The sequence below is a fragment of the Blautia sp. TF10-30 genome (genome assembly GCF_003481245.1).
In the GTDB taxonomy this organism is placed as follows: domain Bacteria; phylum Bacillota; class Clostridia; order Lachnospirales; family Lachnospiraceae; genus Fusicatenibacter; species Fusicatenibacter saccharivorans.
The window spans coordinates 164,295-183,639 of record NZ_QUKM01000003.1 but is presented as its reverse complement, the minus strand read 5'-3'; the positions used below and the strand labels follow the sequence as shown (position 1 = coordinate 183,639).

Annotated in this window: 14 protein-coding genes; 12 read left to right on the top strand and 2 right to left on the bottom strand. The window is 46.9% G+C overall.

The window, feature by feature from the left end; genetic code table 11:
• Window positions 1-38: 38 nt before the first annotated feature.
• Entirely contained in the window at window positions 39-1,988 is a 1,950-nt protein-coding gene (locus tag DXD02_RS04790; protein WP_070103202.1) for a sulfatase-like hydrolase/transferase, read from the bottom strand.
• A gap of 305 nt (window positions 1,989-2,293) precedes the next feature.
• Between DXD02_RS04790 and rfbC the strand changes: the two genes are divergently transcribed.
• The 9 genes from rfbC to DXD02_RS04745 are packed head-to-tail and all read left to right on the top strand — an operon-like array spanning window position 2,294 to window position 13,228.
• Entirely contained in the window at window positions 2,294-2,854 is a 561-nt protein-coding gene (gene rfbC / locus DXD02_RS04785) for a dTDP-4-dehydrorhamnose 3,5-epimerase (protein ID WP_022462980.1), read from the top strand.
• 16 nt (window positions 2,855-2,870) lie between these two features.
• Entirely contained in the window at window positions 2,871-3,671 is an 801-nt protein-coding gene (locus DXD02_RS04780) for an ABC transporter permease (RefSeq protein ID WP_055227566.1), read from the top strand.
• Between the two features lie 9 nt (window positions 3,672-3,680).
• Complete coding sequence (locus DXD02_RS04775; RefSeq protein WP_117801715.1) at window positions 3,681-5,012, top strand: ABC transporter ATP-binding protein; 1,332 nt, start codon at window positions 3,681-3,683, stop codon at window positions 5,010-5,012.
• Window positions 5,013-5,040: 28 nt separating this feature from the next.
• Entirely contained in the window at window positions 5,041-5,964 is a 924-nt protein-coding gene (locus DXD02_RS04770) for a class I SAM-dependent methyltransferase (RefSeq protein WP_055227563.1), read from the top strand.
• Between the two features lie 4 nt (window positions 5,965-5,968).
• Entirely contained in the window at window positions 5,969-7,345 is a 1,377-nt protein-coding gene (locus DXD02_RS04765; protein ID WP_117804383.1) for a hypothetical protein, read from the top strand.
• A gap of 2 nt (window positions 7,346-7,347) precedes the next feature.
• Entirely contained in the window at window positions 7,348-8,319 is a 972-nt protein-coding gene (locus tag DXD02_RS04760) for a glycosyltransferase family 2 protein (protein WP_022462975.1), read from the top strand.
• Between the two features lie 18 nt (window positions 8,320-8,337).
• The gene (locus DXD02_RS04755; protein ID WP_227093573.1) at window positions 8,338-9,579 is read left to right on the top strand and encodes a rhamnosyltransferase WsaF family glycosyltransferase; all 1,242 of its coding nucleotides are present in this window, start codon (window positions 8,338-8,340) and stop codon (window positions 9,577-9,579) included.
• Entirely contained in the window at window positions 9,560-10,993 is a 1,434-nt protein-coding gene (locus DXD02_RS04750) for an ArnT family glycosyltransferase (protein ID WP_117509230.1), read from the top strand. Before DXD02_RS04755 ends, DXD02_RS04750 begins: the two co-directional genes overlap by 20 nt.
• A gap of 30 nt (window positions 10,994-11,023) precedes the next feature.
• On the top strand, window positions 11,024-13,228 hold the full coding sequence (locus tag DXD02_RS04745; RefSeq protein WP_118666457.1) for a glycosyltransferase: 2,205 nt from the start codon (window positions 11,024-11,026) through the stop codon (window positions 13,226-13,228).
• Window positions 13,229-13,422: 194 nt separating this feature from the next.
• Here the strand turns inward: DXD02_RS04745 and DXD02_RS04740 are convergent, their stop codons facing one another.
• Window positions 13,423-14,730: a D-alanyl-D-alanine carboxypeptidase family protein gene (locus tag DXD02_RS04740; RefSeq protein ID WP_118595181.1), complete on the bottom strand. Its 1,308-nt coding sequence runs from the start codon at window positions 14,728-14,730 to the stop codon at window positions 13,423-13,425.
• A gap of 251 nt (window positions 14,731-14,981) precedes the next feature.
• Between DXD02_RS04740 and DXD02_RS04735 the strand changes: the two genes are divergently transcribed.
• From DXD02_RS04735 to DXD02_RS04725, 3 genes are all read left to right on the top strand, one after another.
• A complete protein-coding gene (locus DXD02_RS04735; RefSeq protein WP_055265472.1) occupies window positions 14,982-16,817 on the top strand; it encodes a glycosyltransferase family 2 protein in 1,836 nt (611 codons plus the stop codon).
• Window positions 16,805-17,779: a glycosyltransferase family 2 protein gene (locus tag DXD02_RS04730; protein ID WP_118666456.1), complete on the top strand. Its 975-nt coding sequence runs from the start codon at window positions 16,805-16,807 to the stop codon at window positions 17,777-17,779. Before DXD02_RS04735 ends, DXD02_RS04730 begins: the two co-directional genes overlap by 13 nt.
• A 150-nt stretch (window positions 17,780-17,929) precedes the next feature.
• Window positions 17,930-19,339, top strand: a complete 1,410-nt coding sequence (locus DXD02_RS04725) for an undecaprenyl-phosphate glucose phosphotransferase (RefSeq protein ID WP_117509226.1) — start codon at window positions 17,930-17,932, stop codon at window positions 19,337-19,339.
• Window positions 19,340-19,345 lie beyond the last annotated feature (6 nt).

Here is a 19,345-nt window from a genome sequence, read left to right as displayed (position 1 = left end):
TATTTTATATTGCATAGATCTGAATCGTTATCAAATTTTTATTGATAATCGATAGGAGACAGGTCGTGAGGATCATCTTCCGCAGAAGAGCCTAGATGTCTGATGGTTTTGGAATTATCCTCATTTTCAGAGAAATCGTCCTCATCTATTCCAGAAGAAGAACTTTCGACTGTGGAATCCAAATCGTTTTCTGTAAAAGAAGAAGCGGAGGAAATGTCACTTACCGAAGTGGAGTCGGGTGTTTCCTCTTCCAATTCAGGATTTGTATCGCAAGGACCCTCGATGAGATGGTAATCCGACTCGGAAAAATGATACCATTTCCCATCCTCAAGCTTTTGCCAGCCGGAAACCGCGTGGCCGTCCTTATCAATAAAATAAGACTGCTTACCGTCAGCCCAGAGCTGATGTGGATTGTAAGTTACCCATTCGTTATTGGCAAATCGATCTTCTTCCTTAATATAAAATTTCTGATATTCGCCATCGCCGACCCAGACGGGGGTAAGATCAGCATCAAGTTCATCGAAGAATCGGGAGCCCATAGAGAGCTGGCGATTCAGTTCATCGAAGCCAAGTTCTTCGGCAAGTGTAGGCTTGTCTGAAAAAAGATTCGTACCAAGTCCAAGACGGTCACCGTCAATGACAGCTCCAAGGCTTGCGAGAGTAGTTGGGAACATATCCATCGTGGTGAAAATCCGATTTTTTTCATGAACCGGAAGAATGGGTGAATTTAAAATAGCGTTATAAGTAGAACGTTGATAATCTTCATCGATGTTTTCACAAAAATCAGAGTCCATGGTCAGATGATCACCGGAAAGAATTATAGTCGTGTTTTCATAAAAAGGCTGTTCCTTGATCCAGTCTATAAACTCACTGACACGGGAACTGGAGCAGTCAATCACCATACCGTAGTGGTCATCTCCGTACTGCTTTTCATCACACTCGTCACATTTGTAGCCGTCCTCGAAGTGGGTGGCAACAGTCAGCATACTGAAGTTGAACGGTTCGTCATTCTTGGAAATCTCCGTCAGTTTATCTTTTGCATACTCAAACAGTTTGGCATCTTCATAGCCCCACCACTGGTAGTAGCCTTCCGGGATCAGTCCCTCGCTGATCGCCCAGTAGTAATCGTCAATTTCATAATCACCGTGCGAAGTGAAGTAATTCTTCCGTCCGCCGAATGCGGCATCGGAACCCATCATAAAGTACTGTTTGTAGCCGGCTTCATTGAGAACGTCGCCAAGTGTTGAAAGCTGCGGAAAAAAGCTGTCCTGATAAGCCATCTCATTGCCTTGAATCGAAAGCTTCAGCGGAAGACCGGAAGTCTGTGCAAAGAGACCGCCCATGGTCCAGGTGGTTCCGGTTGTCGGATAAGCGCCGCCCAGCTTGTCGGAGTTGGAAAAATTGATATTGTCCAGGGCAAGATTAGTCAGGGCGGGAATAAAATTGTGGTCGTAAGCACCGCCGTCTTTTTTATCAGAATAGGTGCTTTCCATTGATTCCAGATAAATATAGATCAGATTCCGTTTCTTTTCCGGGAATGTAATCGTTGTCTGGGACGGATTGACGTAATTATCTTCGATCAAAGTGCTGTAGCTGTTCTGAATGTGCAGGTAAGTATCGATATCCAGCGTCGTCCAGACATTATAAAGAGAATAGGAAGAAAGAGCGATTCCCAGGGCAATGCAGATGCAACCGAGAATGATTTCCACTTTCTTCCGATGGCGCAGGATAATAAAAAGCGCGATCAGAATAGCAAGAACGGCAAAAGAGATCATGCCGCAGGACCAGACGTAACTCCAGAGCACATCCTTGCTGGTACCCTCAAGGGGTGCCTTTAAGTGATAAACAAGTTCTTCCATATCAAGATGCGCCCAGGTCGCGAGCATCCAGCGGGAAGACGTAAAAAGAAGGATCCCAAGGAATCCTAACAGAACGGAAAGAATGGAAAAAAGTATCTTTCCAACATGCTGTACTTTTTTGCGAGACACAGTAAATAACCTCCAGTTTTCTTTAGTGTTTTATAATAGGTAACAAACAGGTAGCGTTAGGTATAAAATATAACTGGGAACTTACGATATTATAACAGAAACTTTACGAAAAAAATAGTATTTTCTTAAAAAATACGAGTGGAAAATGAAAATCCGGGAATTTACATAAAAAGCGGCGGGGCGGGCGTGAAAATGGGTTCTTGAGTTTCTCAGAAAAGAATGGTATAATAGCAAAGATTGTAGACACAAAAGAGGTCAAAAAAAGATCTGTTCACATTTTTGTGGAGAAGAGAAAGGAAAGAAAAATGGGAAAAATTAAAGTAGAATCTTGTGAAATTGAAGGATTAAAAGTAATTACCCCGACCGTATTCGGCGATGAGCGCGGATATTTTATGGAGACATACAATTACAATGATTTTAAAGAAGCCGGCATTGATGTCCAGTTCGTACAGGATAACCAGTCTGCATCCAAAAAAGGTGTCCTGCGTGGACTTCACTTCCAGATCAATTACCCGCAGGACAAACTGGTACGCGTGGTAAACGGAGAAGTATTCGATGTTGCGGTTGACCTTCGCGAGGGATCCAAAACCTACGGAAAATGGTTCGGCGTCCTGCTTTCGGCAGAAAATAAGAAACAGTTCTTTATTCCGAAGAACTTTGCACATGGATTTATCGTACTCTCTGATTATGCAGAGTTTGCTTATAAATGTACCGATTTCTATCATCCAAACGATGAGGGCGGTCTGTACTTTGACGATCCGGAGATCGGCGTGGAGTGGCCGATGCCGGAAGGAATGACAAAAGAAGATCTGATTATTTCGGAAAAAGATCATAAATGGGGCGGAATTAAGGATTTAAAGAAATAAGGAGTAAAAAACATTTATGAACGTATTCAAAGAACTTTATCAGAACCGGAAACTGATCTGGAAACTGTCGAAAAATGATTTCCGCAACAAATTTGCCGGAGCGTATTTTGGCATCGTATGGGCATTCATTCAGCCGATGGTGACGGTTGCTGTTTATTTTGTCGTGTTTCAGCTCGGACTGCGTGTACAGCCAGCTGCCACTGGATATCCGTATATCTGCTGGCTGGTTTCCGGTATTATTCCGTGGTTCTTCTTTTCTGATGCACTGCCAAGTGCGTCAAATTGTCTGCTGGAATACAGTTACCTGGTAAAGAAGGTTGTATTTAAGATCAGTGTGCTTCCAATTGTGAAGGTGATTTCTTCCCTGTTTGTACATCTGTTCTTTATTGTGTTTGCTATTTTGATTTTTGCACTGATGGGAAAACTTCCGCCGGTTCAGATTATCCAGATCGGGTACTATACCTTTGCGGTGATCTGTCTCGTCGTTGTACTTTCCTATCTGACCTGTTCCATCACACCGTTTTTCCGCGATTTCGGCCAGATTATCAATGTAATTCTGAATGTCGGCATGTGGGCAACCCCGATTCTGTGGGATACCACAACAATTCCGAATATTCCGAACTGGCTGAACAGCCTTCTGAAGCTGAATCCTCTGTACTATATTGTCCAGGGATATCGTGACAGCTTTATGAATGGACTCTGGTTCTTCGAGCATCCATGGCACACCCTTTACTTCTGGGCTTTTGTGCTTATGGCAGGACTAATCAGTTCCAAAGTGTTCAAGCGCCTCCGGGTTCATTTCTCAGATGTATTATAGGAGGATGGAATGAGCACAGAAAATACAGAAACAGTAATTTCAATTAACCATGTCAGCAAGGTCTACAAGCTGTTTGAAAAGCCGATGGACCGTCTGAAAGAATCGCTTTCACTGACACATAAAAACTATCACACCGATCATTTTGCGCTGGAGGATATCTCACTTGAGGTGCATAAGGGCGAGTGTGTCGGTATCATTGGAACGAACGGTTCCGGAAAATCCACACTGCTGAAAATCGTCACAGGTGTCTTAAACCCGACGAGCGGAAACGTGGAGTTAAAGGGAAGAGTCAGTGCCATTCTGGAACTGGGTGCAGGCTTTAACATGGAGTATACCGGTATTGAGAACATTTTCCTGAACGGAACGATGCTTGGCTATACCGAGGAGGAGATGAAGGCAAAGCTCGACGATATCATTGCGTTTGCAGAGATCGGTGACTTTATCAATCAGCCGGTTAAGACGTATTCCAGCGGTATGTTTGCCCGCCTTGCCTTCGCGGTTGCGATCAATGTGGATCCGGATATTCTGATTGTCGATGAGGCCTTAAGCGTCGGAGACATTTTCTTCCAGTCCAAGTGTTACCGGAAATTTAACGATCTGAAAGAAGCAGGAAAAACGATCCTTTTCGTTTCCCACGATATGGGCAGCGTCATCAAGTACTGTGAGAGATGTCTTCTGATTAACAAAGGAAAACAGGTGATGGTTGGAAAATCGTCGGAGGCAGTCGATGTCTACAAGAAGATTCTTGCCAACCAGTACGATGACGAGACAAAAGAAGAGGAAGAGACCGAAGAGAGTGCAGAACAGACCGAAGAGAGAACCGAAGCAGATGCATCCGGTGCCGTATCGGCAGAAAAGCCGAAAAAAGGCCTCTGGAGAGAACGCCTGATTGCGAATGCGCAGCTGGTAGAGTATGGAGACAAGGCTGCGGAGATCGTGGACTTTGCGATTATCGACCACAAAGGTATGATTACATCTTCTGTGGATAAAAACCAGAGATTCCGCATCAAGATGAAAATCAAGTTCCATGAAACGATGGAGCATCCGATTTTTGCCTTTTCGATCAAAGACCGGAAGGGAACGGAGATTACCGGAACGAATACGGCGCTGGAGGATTACACAAAAGACGTGGTGGAAGCAGGAAAGACCGTCACGGTATGCTTTGACCAGATCATGCCGCTGCAGAGCGGACAGTATCTGATGTCGTTTGGATGTACCAGCTACCATCTGGAAGAGCTGGTGATCCACCACAGACTGTACGATGCTTGCTTCCTGGAAGTCTTCTCCATGAAAGACACCGTAGGATTTTTTGATATGAACTCTACCGTGACCTACGAGTAGGATGCGGAGGATAAACGACGGGGGTTATATGAAAGAAACAATAGGAAATGTTCTTTTGAACCTGGATTATTATGACGGCGAAGATGCTTACAGCGACGGCAGCATTGAGGACCGGCTGCTGGAGATCGTCAAGACGACGCCGAAAGAGGATTACCAGAAGGTAATCCTCACAGAAAAAAGCTGGCCGATTTTTTATCACCTTTCTCCAGAACGGGAAAATATTCTGGACTGGTATGAGTGGAAAGACGATGCTTCCGTATTTGAAGTCGGAGCCGGCTGCGGAGCCATTTCCGGCGTGCTCTGCAGAAATGCAAAGCGGGTAGTGGCAAACGATCTGTCGAAGCGGCGCAGTACGATCAATGCCTACAAAAATCAGGATGCGTCCAACCTGGAGATTATGGTTGGAAACTTTAATGTTGTTGCAGAAAAAATGGAAGAACGCTTCGATTACGTGACACTGATCGGTGTTCTGGAGTATGCAAAAAGCTATATTGGAAAGGATAATCCGTATCCGGAATATCTGGAAAAGATCAATCGTCTCTTAAAACCGGGCGGAAAAATCCTGATTGCGATTGAGAACCGTCTGGGACTGAAGTATTTTGCCGGCTGCAGGGAAGACCATGTGGGCCGGGAATTTGTCGGAATTGAAGGATATCCGGGGATCGATTTTGTCGAGACATTCAGCAAACCGGAGCTGGAGCAGATGCTGCAGGAAAACGGTTTTTCGAAGTTCAAGTTTTATTATCCCTATCCGGATTACAAATTTCCGGCGGTCATTTATTCGGATGAATATCTGCCGAAGCCGGGTGAATTGAGAAAAAATCAGCGGAATTTTGATGCTGACAGGATCACACTTTTTGACGAAGGCAAAGCATTTGACGGAATCCTGAAGTCCGGTCTGTTTCCGGTTTTTTCCAATTCCTTTCTGATTGAAGTGGAGAAAAAGGAGTAAACGTATGAGGAAAGTTCTGTATACGAAATTTTCGAGAGAACGTCGGAACGAATTTCAGATTATGACCCGGATTACAGAAGAGGATGGGATCCGGCGTGTGTGGAAGCTTCCGCTGCAGAAAGAGGGAGAACTCCACATCCGGCATATGTATGAAAACTATAGAAAGCTGGAGCATCTGTACACCTATGCGGGCGTACAGATCTGCCCATGCGAACTGGATGAAGAAAAATGCGCGCTTGCATTTCCTTTTGTAGAAGGGGAAAGTTTGGAAACGCGCATTTCCCGTCATGGAAAAGAAAAAGATTTTGCATCGCTGAAAAAGGATTATGAACTGCTGTATCAGATCATTGCATCGGCAAAAGGGCAGAAATCCTTTGTGGAAACCGATGCGTTCTGTGAGGTGTTCGGCCATCCGGCATTGAAAGAAGGACTTGCCGCAGCGGAGATTTCCAATATTGACATGATTCCGGGCAACCTTCTTCTGGATGGAGAAAAGGTCTGGGTGGCAGACTACGAGTGGGTATTCCCGTTTGCCGTACCGATTGCATTTATCTATGCGCGGAGCGTCTTTTTACAGGAGGCGGCGAGTGCACTGACGAAGGAAGAGCAGGAAGAACTGTACGCCATTGGCGGTATTTCCATGGAAGAGATTCCGGTATACTACCATATGGAAGAGTGCTTCCAGGAATTCGCGGCCGGAAAGGGTGAGCCAAATGCGCTCGCCACGTTCTATGGAAAACTGCACCGGCACAATTATCCGCTTTCTATCTGGGAAAAAGAAAAAATGATGTACCCGGTTGTGCTCACCGAAACAGCACCGGAGGAGAGAGAACTCTATTATGAGGACTGCTTCGGCTTGGATGAGCAGAAGGTGATGATGCTTGAAAAGGCAGACGCGGACGGAGAGCTTTCCCTTCAGCTGATGCAGGAGGGGGCTGTCATTAAAATCCGTTCTCTCGCGGGCGTATGCAGCGATGGAAAGACGGAACGTATCGCTTTTTCGCACAACGCCGAGCTTGAGATTATCGACGACTATTATTTCCTTGGAACGCCGGTTCTGAAATTCCGGAATGCCGGTTATGAACAGATCCGGATTGATTACCGGATTTACTACAAAGGCGATGGCGTTACGTCCCAGTTTATTCAATATATCCGTCAGAATAAAGATCTGAGGGATGAACTGAACGGGGAGATTTATCGGAAAGGCCAGCTGCAGGCAGAAATCGAAGCAGAAAAAGCGGCACTTGCACACAGGGAAGAAGAACTCCAGGAAACGAGAAAACAGAAGCAGTTTCTGGAGGAAGAGCTGGAGCGGATGCGCCAGCGTAAGGTTGTGCGTATGGCAGATAAAGTGCAGCATGTGATAAAAAGGAGTAAATAACTATGGATGTATCCATTGTCATTCCTACCAAAAATGGTGGGCATCTGTTTGAAAAAGTGCTGGATGCCGTTTTCAAACAGAAGACAGAGTATGAATATGAAGTAATTTGCGTGGATTCCGGGTCAAAGGACGGAACTCTCGATGTGATCCGCAAATATCCATGCCGTTTGTTTCAGATTGAGCCGTCCGAATTTGGACATGGAAAAACGAGAAACTATGGTGCTTCCAAAGGAAACGGAACGTATATCATCTTTATTACGCAGGATGCGCTTCCAGCGACCGATACCTGGCTGCAGAATTTCATTGATGCCATGAAGATGGACCCGGAAATCGTGGGAGGATTCGGGATTCATTATCCGTATCCGGACTGCAATCTGCTTGACAAGCGTGATCTGGACGGCCATTTTAAAGGATTTGGAGAAACTAATACGATTTTCCACCTTGATGATCCGGAACGCTACGAAAGAGAAGAAGGATATCGTCATTATCTGGCGTTTTTCTCCGACAATAACTCCTGTATCCGAAGAGATATTTTTGAAAAATATCCGTATGAGGATGTCAACTTTGCCGAGGATCAGATCTGGGCGAGAAAGATGATTGAACTCGGATTCAAAAAAGTATACTGCCCGTATGCACCGGTATATCATTCCCACAATTTCAAACTCAGAACGTATTTCAAACGGTATTATGATGAGCAGAAGGGATTATATGAAGTTCATCAGTATATGATTGCACAGAAATGGACGCAGCTTCCGGGCATGCTGTACCGTCAGGTGAGAGGGGACTGCGTGTATATCCGTCAGCAGCCGCTCAGTAAAAAAGAGAAAATCCACTGGGCATTTTATTCCCTGTTTCGCAATTTTGACCGCTTTGTGGGCGGCTATCTCGGCGGAAAATACCATCTGTATTCCAAACGGAAACAACAGTTCCTGGATCGTCACATTTCGCAGCAGTACGATCAGAGACATGCATAGAAGAAAGGAAAAAGAAACGTGAAAAAACCAAATGTAGCATACCGTGCGTTACGGTATCTGAAGAATCATGGATTAAAAGAAACGATTGAGCGCGCAAAACAGGGCAATGAGCCGGCTGTACCGCCGAAGAACAACGTCATCGGATTTTACAGATTTGTCGTAGACAACGATCCGATCCCGTTCAATCAAAAAGAGTATGAGAAACATAAAAACGACAAGAAAAAGATCCTGAATTGGGTTGTACCGGAAATGGGACCTGGTTCCGGCGGTCATACCACCATTTTCCGTTTTATTTCCAACCTGGAGCGCCTCGGTTTCCACAGTAGAGTTTATCTCTACATGTCCCCGAATTTTCAGGATAATGCGTCCATCCGCAAATTCCTAAAAGAGTACTTCCCGCTTCTTGTGCCGGAAGTAGAAGTTTACTGCGATGTATCCCAGATGAAATTTGCACATGCAACCGTAGCAACCTCCTGGACCACCGCTTACTACGTAAGAAAATTCCAGAATACGATTTCGAAGTTTTACTTCGTACAGGATTTCGAGCCGCATTTCTATGCACACGGTTCGGAGTATGAGTTTGCAGAGAACACGTACAAGATGGGATTCCGAGGAATCACAGCAGGAGACTGGCTGCGGGATATCATGAGAAATGAATACGGCATGCAGGCAGACAGCTTCCATTTCTCCTACGATGACAAGGTATATCAGCCGAAGGAAAAGCAGGACAACGAGAAGAGAGTTTTCTTCTATGCCCGCCCGGTTACCCCGAGACGTGATTTTGAGCTCGGTATGCTGGCACTCAATGAGCTGTGCCGCAGAATGCCGGAGATCGAGGTTGTTTTCGCGGGATGGGATGTCAGCGGCTATGAGATTCCGTTCAAACACAGAAATTTAGGTATCGTAACACCGCAGGTGCTGGCAGATTCCTATGCGATCTGTGATATGTGCCTTGTTATTTCGAATACCAACCTTTCCCTCGTACCGTTCGAGGTTATGGCCTGCAACTCGGTCGCTGTCTGCTCCAAGGGTGCAAACAGCAGTTGGATGGTAAATGAGGAAAACTCCATTCTGGTTGACTATGATCCGATCCAGATCGCAGATAGAATGGAATATTACTTCAACCACCCGGATGAGCTGGCTACAATCCGCAAAAAGGGAATGGATTTCGTAAAGGGAACCTCCTGGTACAAAGAAGCCGAAAAAGTTTACGCAAGTATGCTAAAAGGAATTGAGGAAGATGAGAAAAAACTGCAGTAAGGATGTGAGCAGAGAACGCAGAATCGAGATTCTGTTTGTATTCGGCGTATTCCTGTTTTACTTTTTGTGGTCCTGTACGCAGCGATACAATTTCTCGTCGGATGAATCAATGCGGTATCAGATTCCACAGTTCATTTATGAATATGGGAAGCTTCCGCGGGGTGACGAACCGCTGATTCGGAATGAGGATTGGGGGATTTCCTATGCATTCAATCCGATTCTCTCCTATATGGCATCTGCAGTTTTGATGAAGGGGATGAGCCTGTTTTCCACGGATGAGTGGATGCTGCTCATTTCCGCCCGTTTTGTAAATGTTCTGCTGGGAGCGCTTACTGCCTGGGTGGTCTTAAAGACGGCAAAGCTGTTGTTTCCAAGACGCTACGCATGGATGTTTACGACTCTGGTGGTTTTCCTGCCGGGCAATGTGATTTTATATTCCTATGTCAACTGCGACGCGCTTGCAATGTGTTCGACGGCCATTATCTTTTATTCCTGGGTAAAGGCGTACAAAGAGGGATGGAGCTGGACCACGTGTGCGGTATCGGCCGTTGGAATGGGAATCTGTTTCTTGTCGTATTACAATGCGTATGGATTTATTCTGATGACGTTTTTCTACTTTGTGGGAACGATGCTGACGGACCAGTCGAAACCGGTCAAAGAACGATGGAAAGAAATGATCCAAAAAGGTCTTTTTATTTTGGTGATCGTCTGTGTCATTGCTCTGTGGTGGTTTATTCGAAATGCTATTCTCTATGGAGGAGATTTTCTGGGACGCCAGGCATCGAGCGCAAGCGCGGAACTGTATGCAAGATACCAGTACAAGCCGTCGCACAGCAAGACCTTCCAGAAAAAAGGAGGCTCCATGTTGCATATGATCTTCTATAAGCCGAGTTTTCTGGAACATGACTGGCTGGTAACAGTGCTGTACAGCTTTGTCGGCGCGTTTGGCTACAATAAGATTTATCTTTCCACGATGATTATTGTTCCGTACCTCTGCTGTCTTCTTGTCGGTCTCATTCTGATGCGGAACTGTTGCCAGAGAGACTTTTTCTTCTGGAATGCAGACGGCACGCAGACGGCTCTTACCGGAAAAACGAAGAGAAAATGGAGTAAACTGGGATGGTTTACCTGGGCCAATGTGTTTGCCCTGCTGATCCCGAATTATCTGAATGCGTATTACTCCTACAGTTCTGATTTTCAGCCGCAGGGACGATACAGCATGCCGATGCTGATTCCGCTGATGTATTTCGTGACGAAGGGTGTGCAGGCGTTCCTGAAACGGGAGAAAAAACTACAGAAGTATGAAAAATTGTTCTGTATTCTGGTCTGTGTGGCGGCAGCGGCATTAGCGGCATTTACTTGGGCGAGAATCATCTATCCGATGTACTTGCAGAACTACTACGGATTGCGGTAAGCGGAACAGAGAAAGAAAGCGGTGAAACGTTTGGAAAAAATTTCAGTGCTGACAGCAAAATTAAAAAAAGCTGTTGCAGAAGAAGGAATCGGCGGTCTGGCTGGGCGTACGAAAGGGTACCTTGCGCGGGCAAAAAAAGAAAAAGAGTTTCAGAGAGAAAAATCCCGGGTCTACCGGGATATTCTCTTTATCAGTGGCTGCAATGAACAGCTGCCGCATCCACACCGGTACCGCGTGGTGCATCAGATGGAGCAGCTGGAGGCAGGCGGATATACGTGTGATACGGTTTATTTTCAGGAGCTGAAGCCCTGGATGGTACGTTGCTACGGCGCGTTCGTGATTTTCCGCTGCCCGATGACGGACACCCTGCGGGAATTTGCCACAATGGCAAAGCAGATGAACAAGCCTCTGTGGTACGATGTGGATGATCTTGTGATCGATACGAAATACACCGATCAGATTCCGTTTCTCGACCGGATGCAGCCGGAAGAACGGCAGGCATACGATCAGAATGTCCGAAACATGGGCGAGCTGCTTTCCCTCTGCGATGCGGCGGTTACGACGACAGCGGCGCTGGCAGAAGAACTGAAGCAGTACGTACCGGAGGTGCTGATCAACCGCAACTGTGCGTCAGATGAGATGCTGCTACTGTCCGAGGCGGTGTTAAAAGAAAAACAGAAAAAGAACGAAGCAGATGGAACGGCGAAAAAAGTACGCCTTGGCTATTTCAGCGGCAGTGCGACGCATCTGGACGACATCGAGATGATCGTTCCGGTGCTGAAACAGTTGCTTGGCAAAAATCCGAACCTGGAACTCCTCATCGTGGGAATTCTGGAACTCCCGGTGGAGCTGAAACTGTTTGCTTCCCAGATCCAGATGGAGGGCTTTGTCGATTACCAAAAACTGCCGGAGCGGATTGCGTCGGTGGATATCAACTTGGCTCCGCTTACCGATACGATTTTTAACCGTGCGAAATCGGAAAATAAATGGGTGGAAGCGGCTCTGGTGCAGACTGTGACAGCAGCCAGCAATCTCGGCGCTTTTGCTGAGATGGTACAGGATGGAGAAGACGGCGTACTCTGCCGAGACGAAGCGGAGTGGTTGGAAAAACTGCAGTGGCTGATCGACGACGAACCGGCACGAAAAGCCATTGCCGGACGGGCATATGGCCGGTGCAGCCGCGAGTGTGTCACAATCTTTCATGCCACCGGGATTTGCGAGTGGGTGGAGCGCCACTGGAATCTACGCTGTGCCTTTGTGCTTCCAGCGATGGAGATCAGCGGAGGCATCCGCGTTGCACTTCTTCATGCGGAAATGCTGGTAAAAGCAGGAGCGCAGGTCAGCCTCTTTACTCTGGAAGGGGAGGTGGAGTGGTATCATGAGGGTGATTTCCATTTTCCGGTGCTGTCGGCCGAGCGAGAGAAACTGCAGGGAACGCTGGATCTTGCGGTAGCGACGATGTGGAATACCGCAGAGTTCGTCGAACAGTCCAGCAAGATCCGAAAGAAAAAATATCTGGTGCAGAATTTTGAAGTTGGATTTTATCCGCCGGGAAGCCCGTACCGGATCGCAGCTTCGGCGACTTACCGGATGAGGAGCCCGATGGAGTACGTAACCATTTCCAAATGGTGTCAGAACTGGCTGCGGGAGGAATACCATACCGAAGCAGCCTATCTTCCGAACGGCATCGATCCGTCCTTCTATCCGAAACGGGGGCGGGATCTGCAGGGAAAAATTCGGATTCTGATCGAGGGAGACTGCAGCGCGGAGCATAAAAACGTGGACGAGAGCTTCCGTATCGTGGAACAGCTGGATCTGGAAAAATTCGAGATCTGGTACATGTCCTACAATGGAAATCCGAAATCCTGGTACCGCGTGGACCGCTTTTTACACCGGGTTCCATATGAAAAAACACCGGAAGTCTATGCGGCGTGTGATATCCTGCTGAAAACAAGCCTGCTGGAAAGCTTTTCCTATCCGCCGCTTGAGATGATGGCGTCCGGCGGCTACGTCGTTGCTGTGCCGAACGGTGGCAATCTGGAATACCTGAAAGATGGGGAAAACTGTATTCTCTATCCGCAGGGAAATCTCGCGGAGGCAAAAGCGGCGATTGAGCGTATTCTGACAGATGCGGAACTGAGGAAAAAACTGGATACGGGAGCAGAAGAGACGGTAAAGGAAAGAAACTGGAAAAGAATCGAACCACAGATTTTAGAACAGTATCTTGGAAAATAAATAAGCAACAAAAAGGGCTGTCGCACTAGCAAATATTTCTGGCGGTAGCTCTGCGTTATACCCAAATGGCATCGAAATCGGTTGCGTTTTCGATGCCATTCTTTACTTCTTATAGGAAAGTTCGACTTCCGTCGAACTCTTGAATCAGGATCACCCGTTGGACGGGAGGTCCTGATTGCTTATAAATTAGAAGATCAGTGCCGTTTGTTTCGGTTATTGCGGCGTCTGTTTCTGCGTTTCCGTCTCTTTCTCGCGTTGTTGATCACGACAATGATCAGAATTAGAAAAGCGACACCGTTCAGGCCAAGCAGAATATAGAGCAGTGTGGAGAGAAAAGAAATTTTCTTGGTTTCTTCCGGTGTTGGAATATCTGTGCTGTCGGTTTCTTCTGATGAATTGGAGGAAACCGAAGAACTGTCGGAAACAGTACCTGGAGCGGAAACCTCGGCTGTTCCGATGAAGTGATCATCGAAAAAATACTGGCGGGTGTACGGTTCCTCAACGGAAGCGCCGTCCGGATCGGTGTAGGTTGCAGTTTCAATTTTCGCATTCTTTGGAAGCGTTACCACACCGGAAAGACTTTCCTTTTTTGCGTTCTTCAGGGTATAATGTGTAAAATTATCATAACCGAAATCAAGTACGGTACGGGTATCGTTGATATAATCGAGGTTATCACAGGTTAAAACAACGCAGACCAGCGTCATATTGCCTCGCTTGGCAGCGGTAACGAGTGTGTTGTGTGCCTCATCGGTATAACCGGTCTTTCCGGCGAAAGCACCCTTGTATCCCCACTGACCGTCCTGGAACAGCAATGCGTGGTGGTTCTGAAGATCACGCGGTGTCGAGGTCATATTGGTCGGCTGAATTGTGTAGGTCAGATCGGACTCGATGCGGCAGAAGGTCTCGTTTTTGATGCACTCCTGCATAATGAGTGCCATATCGTGTGCACTGGTGTAGTGGTTCGGATCTGGCAGACCGTTTGCATTGACAAAATGGGTATTCGTGCAACCAAGTGCAGCGGCGCGTTCGTTCATCATGGCGGCGAAACCTTCCTCGCTTCCGGCAATGTCGATGGCAAGCTGTGTGCAGACCTCATTTGCCGAGGCAAGAAGAATCGCGTGAAGAGCATCCTCCACTGTGATCGTTTCGCCAAGCTGAACGTTGATGCGGGCATTTCCCGGAATGGATTCGCTGACAGCATGTTCGCCGAAGGTAACGGTGTCGGTCATCTGCTTGTTTTCAATGATCAGCAGAGCCGTCAGAATCTTGGTGATGCTGGCAGGATAGCGCTGCTCGTCCATGTTTTTATCGTATAAAACAGCACCAGTATCGGCATCGAGTAAACAGACAGCGCCGGAATTGTTTTCCGGTCCTTCGGGCCAGGTGGTGACTGTTTTTTTATCGGTTGTGGCAAAAATCGTCTGCGGGAGGCAGGACGCGGCAAAAACAAAAGCAAGCAACAGGCATAAAAATGTGCGGGCTGCAGAATTCTTTCTAATCATAACTCACTCCTTCTGATCCAGCGGGTACAGCTGCATAAGACTGTCCGGGCAGCGGATCTCTCTAAAATGTATTAGACACACTTTTATTATTATAACATAAAGCGAGCAGGGAAGAAACACATAATTTCTTAATATTTTCAGTCGGGATTTGCAAAATGCAGTAAAATAGAGTATAATGCGAACGAGTTCATACGGAAAAAACAAAAAACCTGAAAAACAAAAACCCCAAGGAGTTAAAAAAAGTGTCAGATATGAAATGGCTCCGTTTTATACGGAAATTGAAACCTTACAACATACAGAAGGGACTGCGTTACCTGAAACATTATGGCCCAAAGGAATTCCTGATCCGTCTTTCGGAGAGGATGGAGCCGGAGGAGGTTCCGTACGGACCGTGGCGGGAGCAGTACTGCGCAAAAGAGGAGGACCTGGCGCGTCAGAAAAATCATAAATTTTCTTATTGTCCGAAGATCAGCGTTGTTGTTCCGGCTTACCGTACGCCGGAAATTTTTCTGCGTCAGATGATCGAATCCCTGGAAAAACAGAGTTATGAAAACTGGGAACTGGTGATCGGAAATGCCAGCCCGGAGGATGAGACGATGGCGCGCATCCTGAAAGAGTATACCGGAAAAGATCCGCGCGTAAAGAACGTTCCGATTCCGGAAAATATCGGCATTGCAGAGAATACAAATGCAGCGCTTGCCGCAGCAGCGGGAAATTTCGTCGGTTTTATGGATCACGACGATCTGCTTGCGCCGGATGCACTCTTTGAAATTGCCATCCGTCTGGAAAAAGATCCGTCCATCGATGCTTTTTATACCGATGAGGACAAGGTACGGACCGATCTGTCCGAGTATTTCCAGCCGCATTTCAAACCGGATTTCAATCTGGATCTGCTGCGGTCAAACAATTATATCTGCCATTTCTTCGTTGTACGGCGGGAGATTGCGGAGAAAACCGGCGGCCTTCGTCCGGAATACAATGGGGCGCAGGATTATGATTATATCTTCCGCTGCACGGAAATGGCGGGAAAAATTGTACACATTCCGAGAGTTTTATATCACTGGAGGGTCCATAGCGCTTCCACCGCAGACAATCCGGCAAGCAAGCTGTACGCGTATGAGGCCGGAAAAAAGGCAATTGAGGGAAACCTTGCGCGCTGTGGCGAAGAGGGAACCGTCACACTGCGTTCGGATTATGGCTTCTACGATGTAGATTATAAACTGCGGGGAACGCCTCTGGTTTCGATTCTGATCCCGAACAAGGATCAGGCCGATACGTTACGCACCTGTCTGGAATCCATTAAGAAGAAGTGCATGTATCCATCCTATGAGATTCTGATTATTGAGAACAACAGCACTGAGGAAGCAACGTTTTCCTATTACAAAGAACTCGAAGCACAGGGCATCCGTGTCCTGAAGTATCCAAAACAGGGCTTTAACTATTCTGCGATCAATAATTTCGGCGTCAAAGAGGCAAAGGGAGAGTATCTCCTGTTTCTCAATAACGATATGGAAATTATCACACCCGATTTTATGGAAAAGATGGTGTCCAATCTGCAAAGACCGCAGATCGGGGCGGTCGGCGCGAAGCTGTATTACCCGGACAACACGGTGCAGCATGCGGGTATCATCATCGGTATCGGCGGCATTGCGGGCCACGCCTTTTTAGGGCTGGCGCGCGGAAGAAGCGGCTACCTGCATAAGGCATCGCTCCAGATGAATGTGAGTGCGGTGACAGCAGCGTGCATGATGATGAAAAAAGAGGTCTTTGAGGAGGTCGGCGGCTTTGAAGAAGAACTGTCCGTCGCTTTCAATGATGTTGATCTGTGCCTGCGCATTGGAAAAGCAGGTTATAAAATCGTATACAATCCGCACGTGGAGCTGTACCATTATGAATCGAAATCTAGGGGAGCAGAGGATGACGAGAAGAAGGTGCGCCGCTTCCAGTCGGAAATCGAATTTATGCGCAGCCGCTGGATTGGGCTGTTAAAGGCAGGAGATCCCTGCTACAATCCAAATTTAACGCTGGCATCGTGGAACTATGGACTGCGTGCCGACGGCAGGGGAGTAAAACCATGGACAAAGTAGCAGTTGTAATACCAAATTATAATGGATACCGGTATCTGGAGACGTGCTTTGCAGCGCTTGCAAAGCAGACCTTTACGGAATTTACCACATATTTCGTGGACAATGGTTCACAGGATGAGAGCTGTGCGTTTCTGCGGGAACACTACCCGGAGACGAAAATCATCCAGCTCGATGATAACTATGGCTTCAGCCGTGCGGTCAACGAAGGCATCCGCCAGTCGAAGGAGCCGTATGTGATCCTTTTAAACAACGACACCGAAGTGTTCCAGGACTTTGTCGAGCGCCTTTATGAGGGAATCTGTAAAAGAAAGAATGCGTTTGCATGCAGCGCAAAGCTGATTTCCTATCAGGAGCGTGATAAAATCGACGATGCGGGAAATTACTATAATATGCTGGGATGGGCATTCGCAAGAGGAAAAGGAAAACCGGTCAGTGAATTTGAAACGTCCGACCGGATTTTTGCGGCCTGCGCCGGAGCAGCGATCTACCGCCGGGAATTTCTGGAAAAGACCGGACTTTTTGACGAAGAACATTTCGCTTATCTGGAAGATACCGACATCGGCTATCGTGCGCGGCTTTTGGGCTACGAGAACTGGTATGAGCCGTCCGCGAAGGTTTACCACGTCGGAAGCGGAACGAGCGGCTCCCGGTATAACCTCTTTAAAATCCGTTATTCTTCCAGGAACAATATTTATCTGATCTATAAAAATATGCCGGTTTTACAGATTTTGCTTAACCTGCCGGCCTTTATCCTCGGTTTTTCGGCAAAACTGGTCTTTTTTGCATCGAAGGGATATGGAAAAGAATATCTGGCAGGAATCAAGAATGGTTTTTTCATCTGCCGGAAGCCGGAAAACAGAGCAAAAAAGATCCGTTTTGAGTGGAAGCGCCTCGGCACGTATTTTGTCATCGAATGGGAGCTTTTTATCAATGTGTTCCGGAGATTTCTGGAGAGGGTATAAGGATTCTTTCAAAAGATTACGAAAAAGTTAAAAAGTTTACGGAAATAAGAAGAATGTTAGAAAAATATGATTGCTCTTTTTTGAAACTTATTGTATAGTTAGGGGTAGGGAATTTTTAAATCCCGAAAAAAACAGATAAGGTGAACGAATTTGATCAACGATAATCAGAAATATTTTGACCGGATGCACGTTCTGATCGATGCCCTGGTGCTCGCACTTTCCTACGTACTGTCCTGGTACTGCTATGTGCGGCTGGGCGTTATGAATAATCATCCGGAGAGGGGAATTCTGCCGCCGGCGACGTATATGATGGCACTGCTCTATATCGTGCCCGGCTATCTGCTGCTTTACTATGCATTCAATCTCTATGCATCCAAGCGTTTTCAGGGAAGACGTCTGGAATTTGCCAATATCTTAAAAGCGAATACGGTTGGATTTCTGGTCTGGCTGGCCAGCCTTTACATGGTGCGCCAGGTTCACTTTTCCCGTGGTATGCTCTGCATCTTCTTTGTGCTGAATGTGACACTGGAAACGATCGTAAGAAATCTGATCCACTATATCTTAAGCAATATGTGGAAACACGGCCGCAACCAGAAGCAGATTCTGATGGTCGGCTACAGCCGTGCGACTGAGGAATACATTGACCGGATCATTGCAAACCCGGAGTGGGGCTATCTCGTCCGCGGAATCCTCGATGACCATGTCAAAGCGGGAACGATGTACCGCGGTGTCAAGGTTCTTGGAAGAATCAACAATCTTTCAGTCATTCTGCCGGAAAACAAACTGGATGAAATTGCCATTACCCTTGGCCTGAACGAATACTTCCGCCTGGAGGAGATCGTTGCCATGTGTGAAAAATCCGGCGTACATACCCAGTTTGTGCCGGATTACCACAACATCATTCCGACAAAGCCGTACACAGAAGACCTGCAGGGACTTCCTGTCATCAATATCCGCTATGTGCCGCTTTCCAACACGTTCAACGCGATGCTGAAACGGATTGTGGATATTTTCGGCGCGTTCGTGGCGATCATTCTGTTCTCACCGGTGATGCTGTTTTCCTGCATCATGATCAAGCTGACCTCACCGGGTCCGCTGATCTACCGTCAGACACGCGTCGGACTGCACAACAAACCGTTTGAAATGTACAAGTTCCGTTCGATGGAAGTTCAGACGGAGGAGAAAGAAAAGAAGGCATGGACCGTGAAGAATGACCCGCGTGTGACGGGATTTGGAAAATTCATGCGCCATACCAGCATTGATGAGCTTCCACAGCTCTTTAACATCTTAAAAGGAGATATGAGCCTGGTCGGACCGCGGCCGGAGCGACCTTTCTTTGTGGAAAAATTCCGGGAGGAAATCCCGCGTTATATGGTAAAACATCAGGTGCGTCCCGGTCTTACGGGGTGGGCACAGGTGAATGGATACCGGGGAGACACTTCCATCCGAAAGCGTATTGACTGTGATCTGTATTATATTGAAAACTGGACGCTGGGACTTGATTTTAAAATTCTGTTCCTGACCTTTTTCAAAGGATTTGTGAATAAAAACGCTTACTAAAAGATA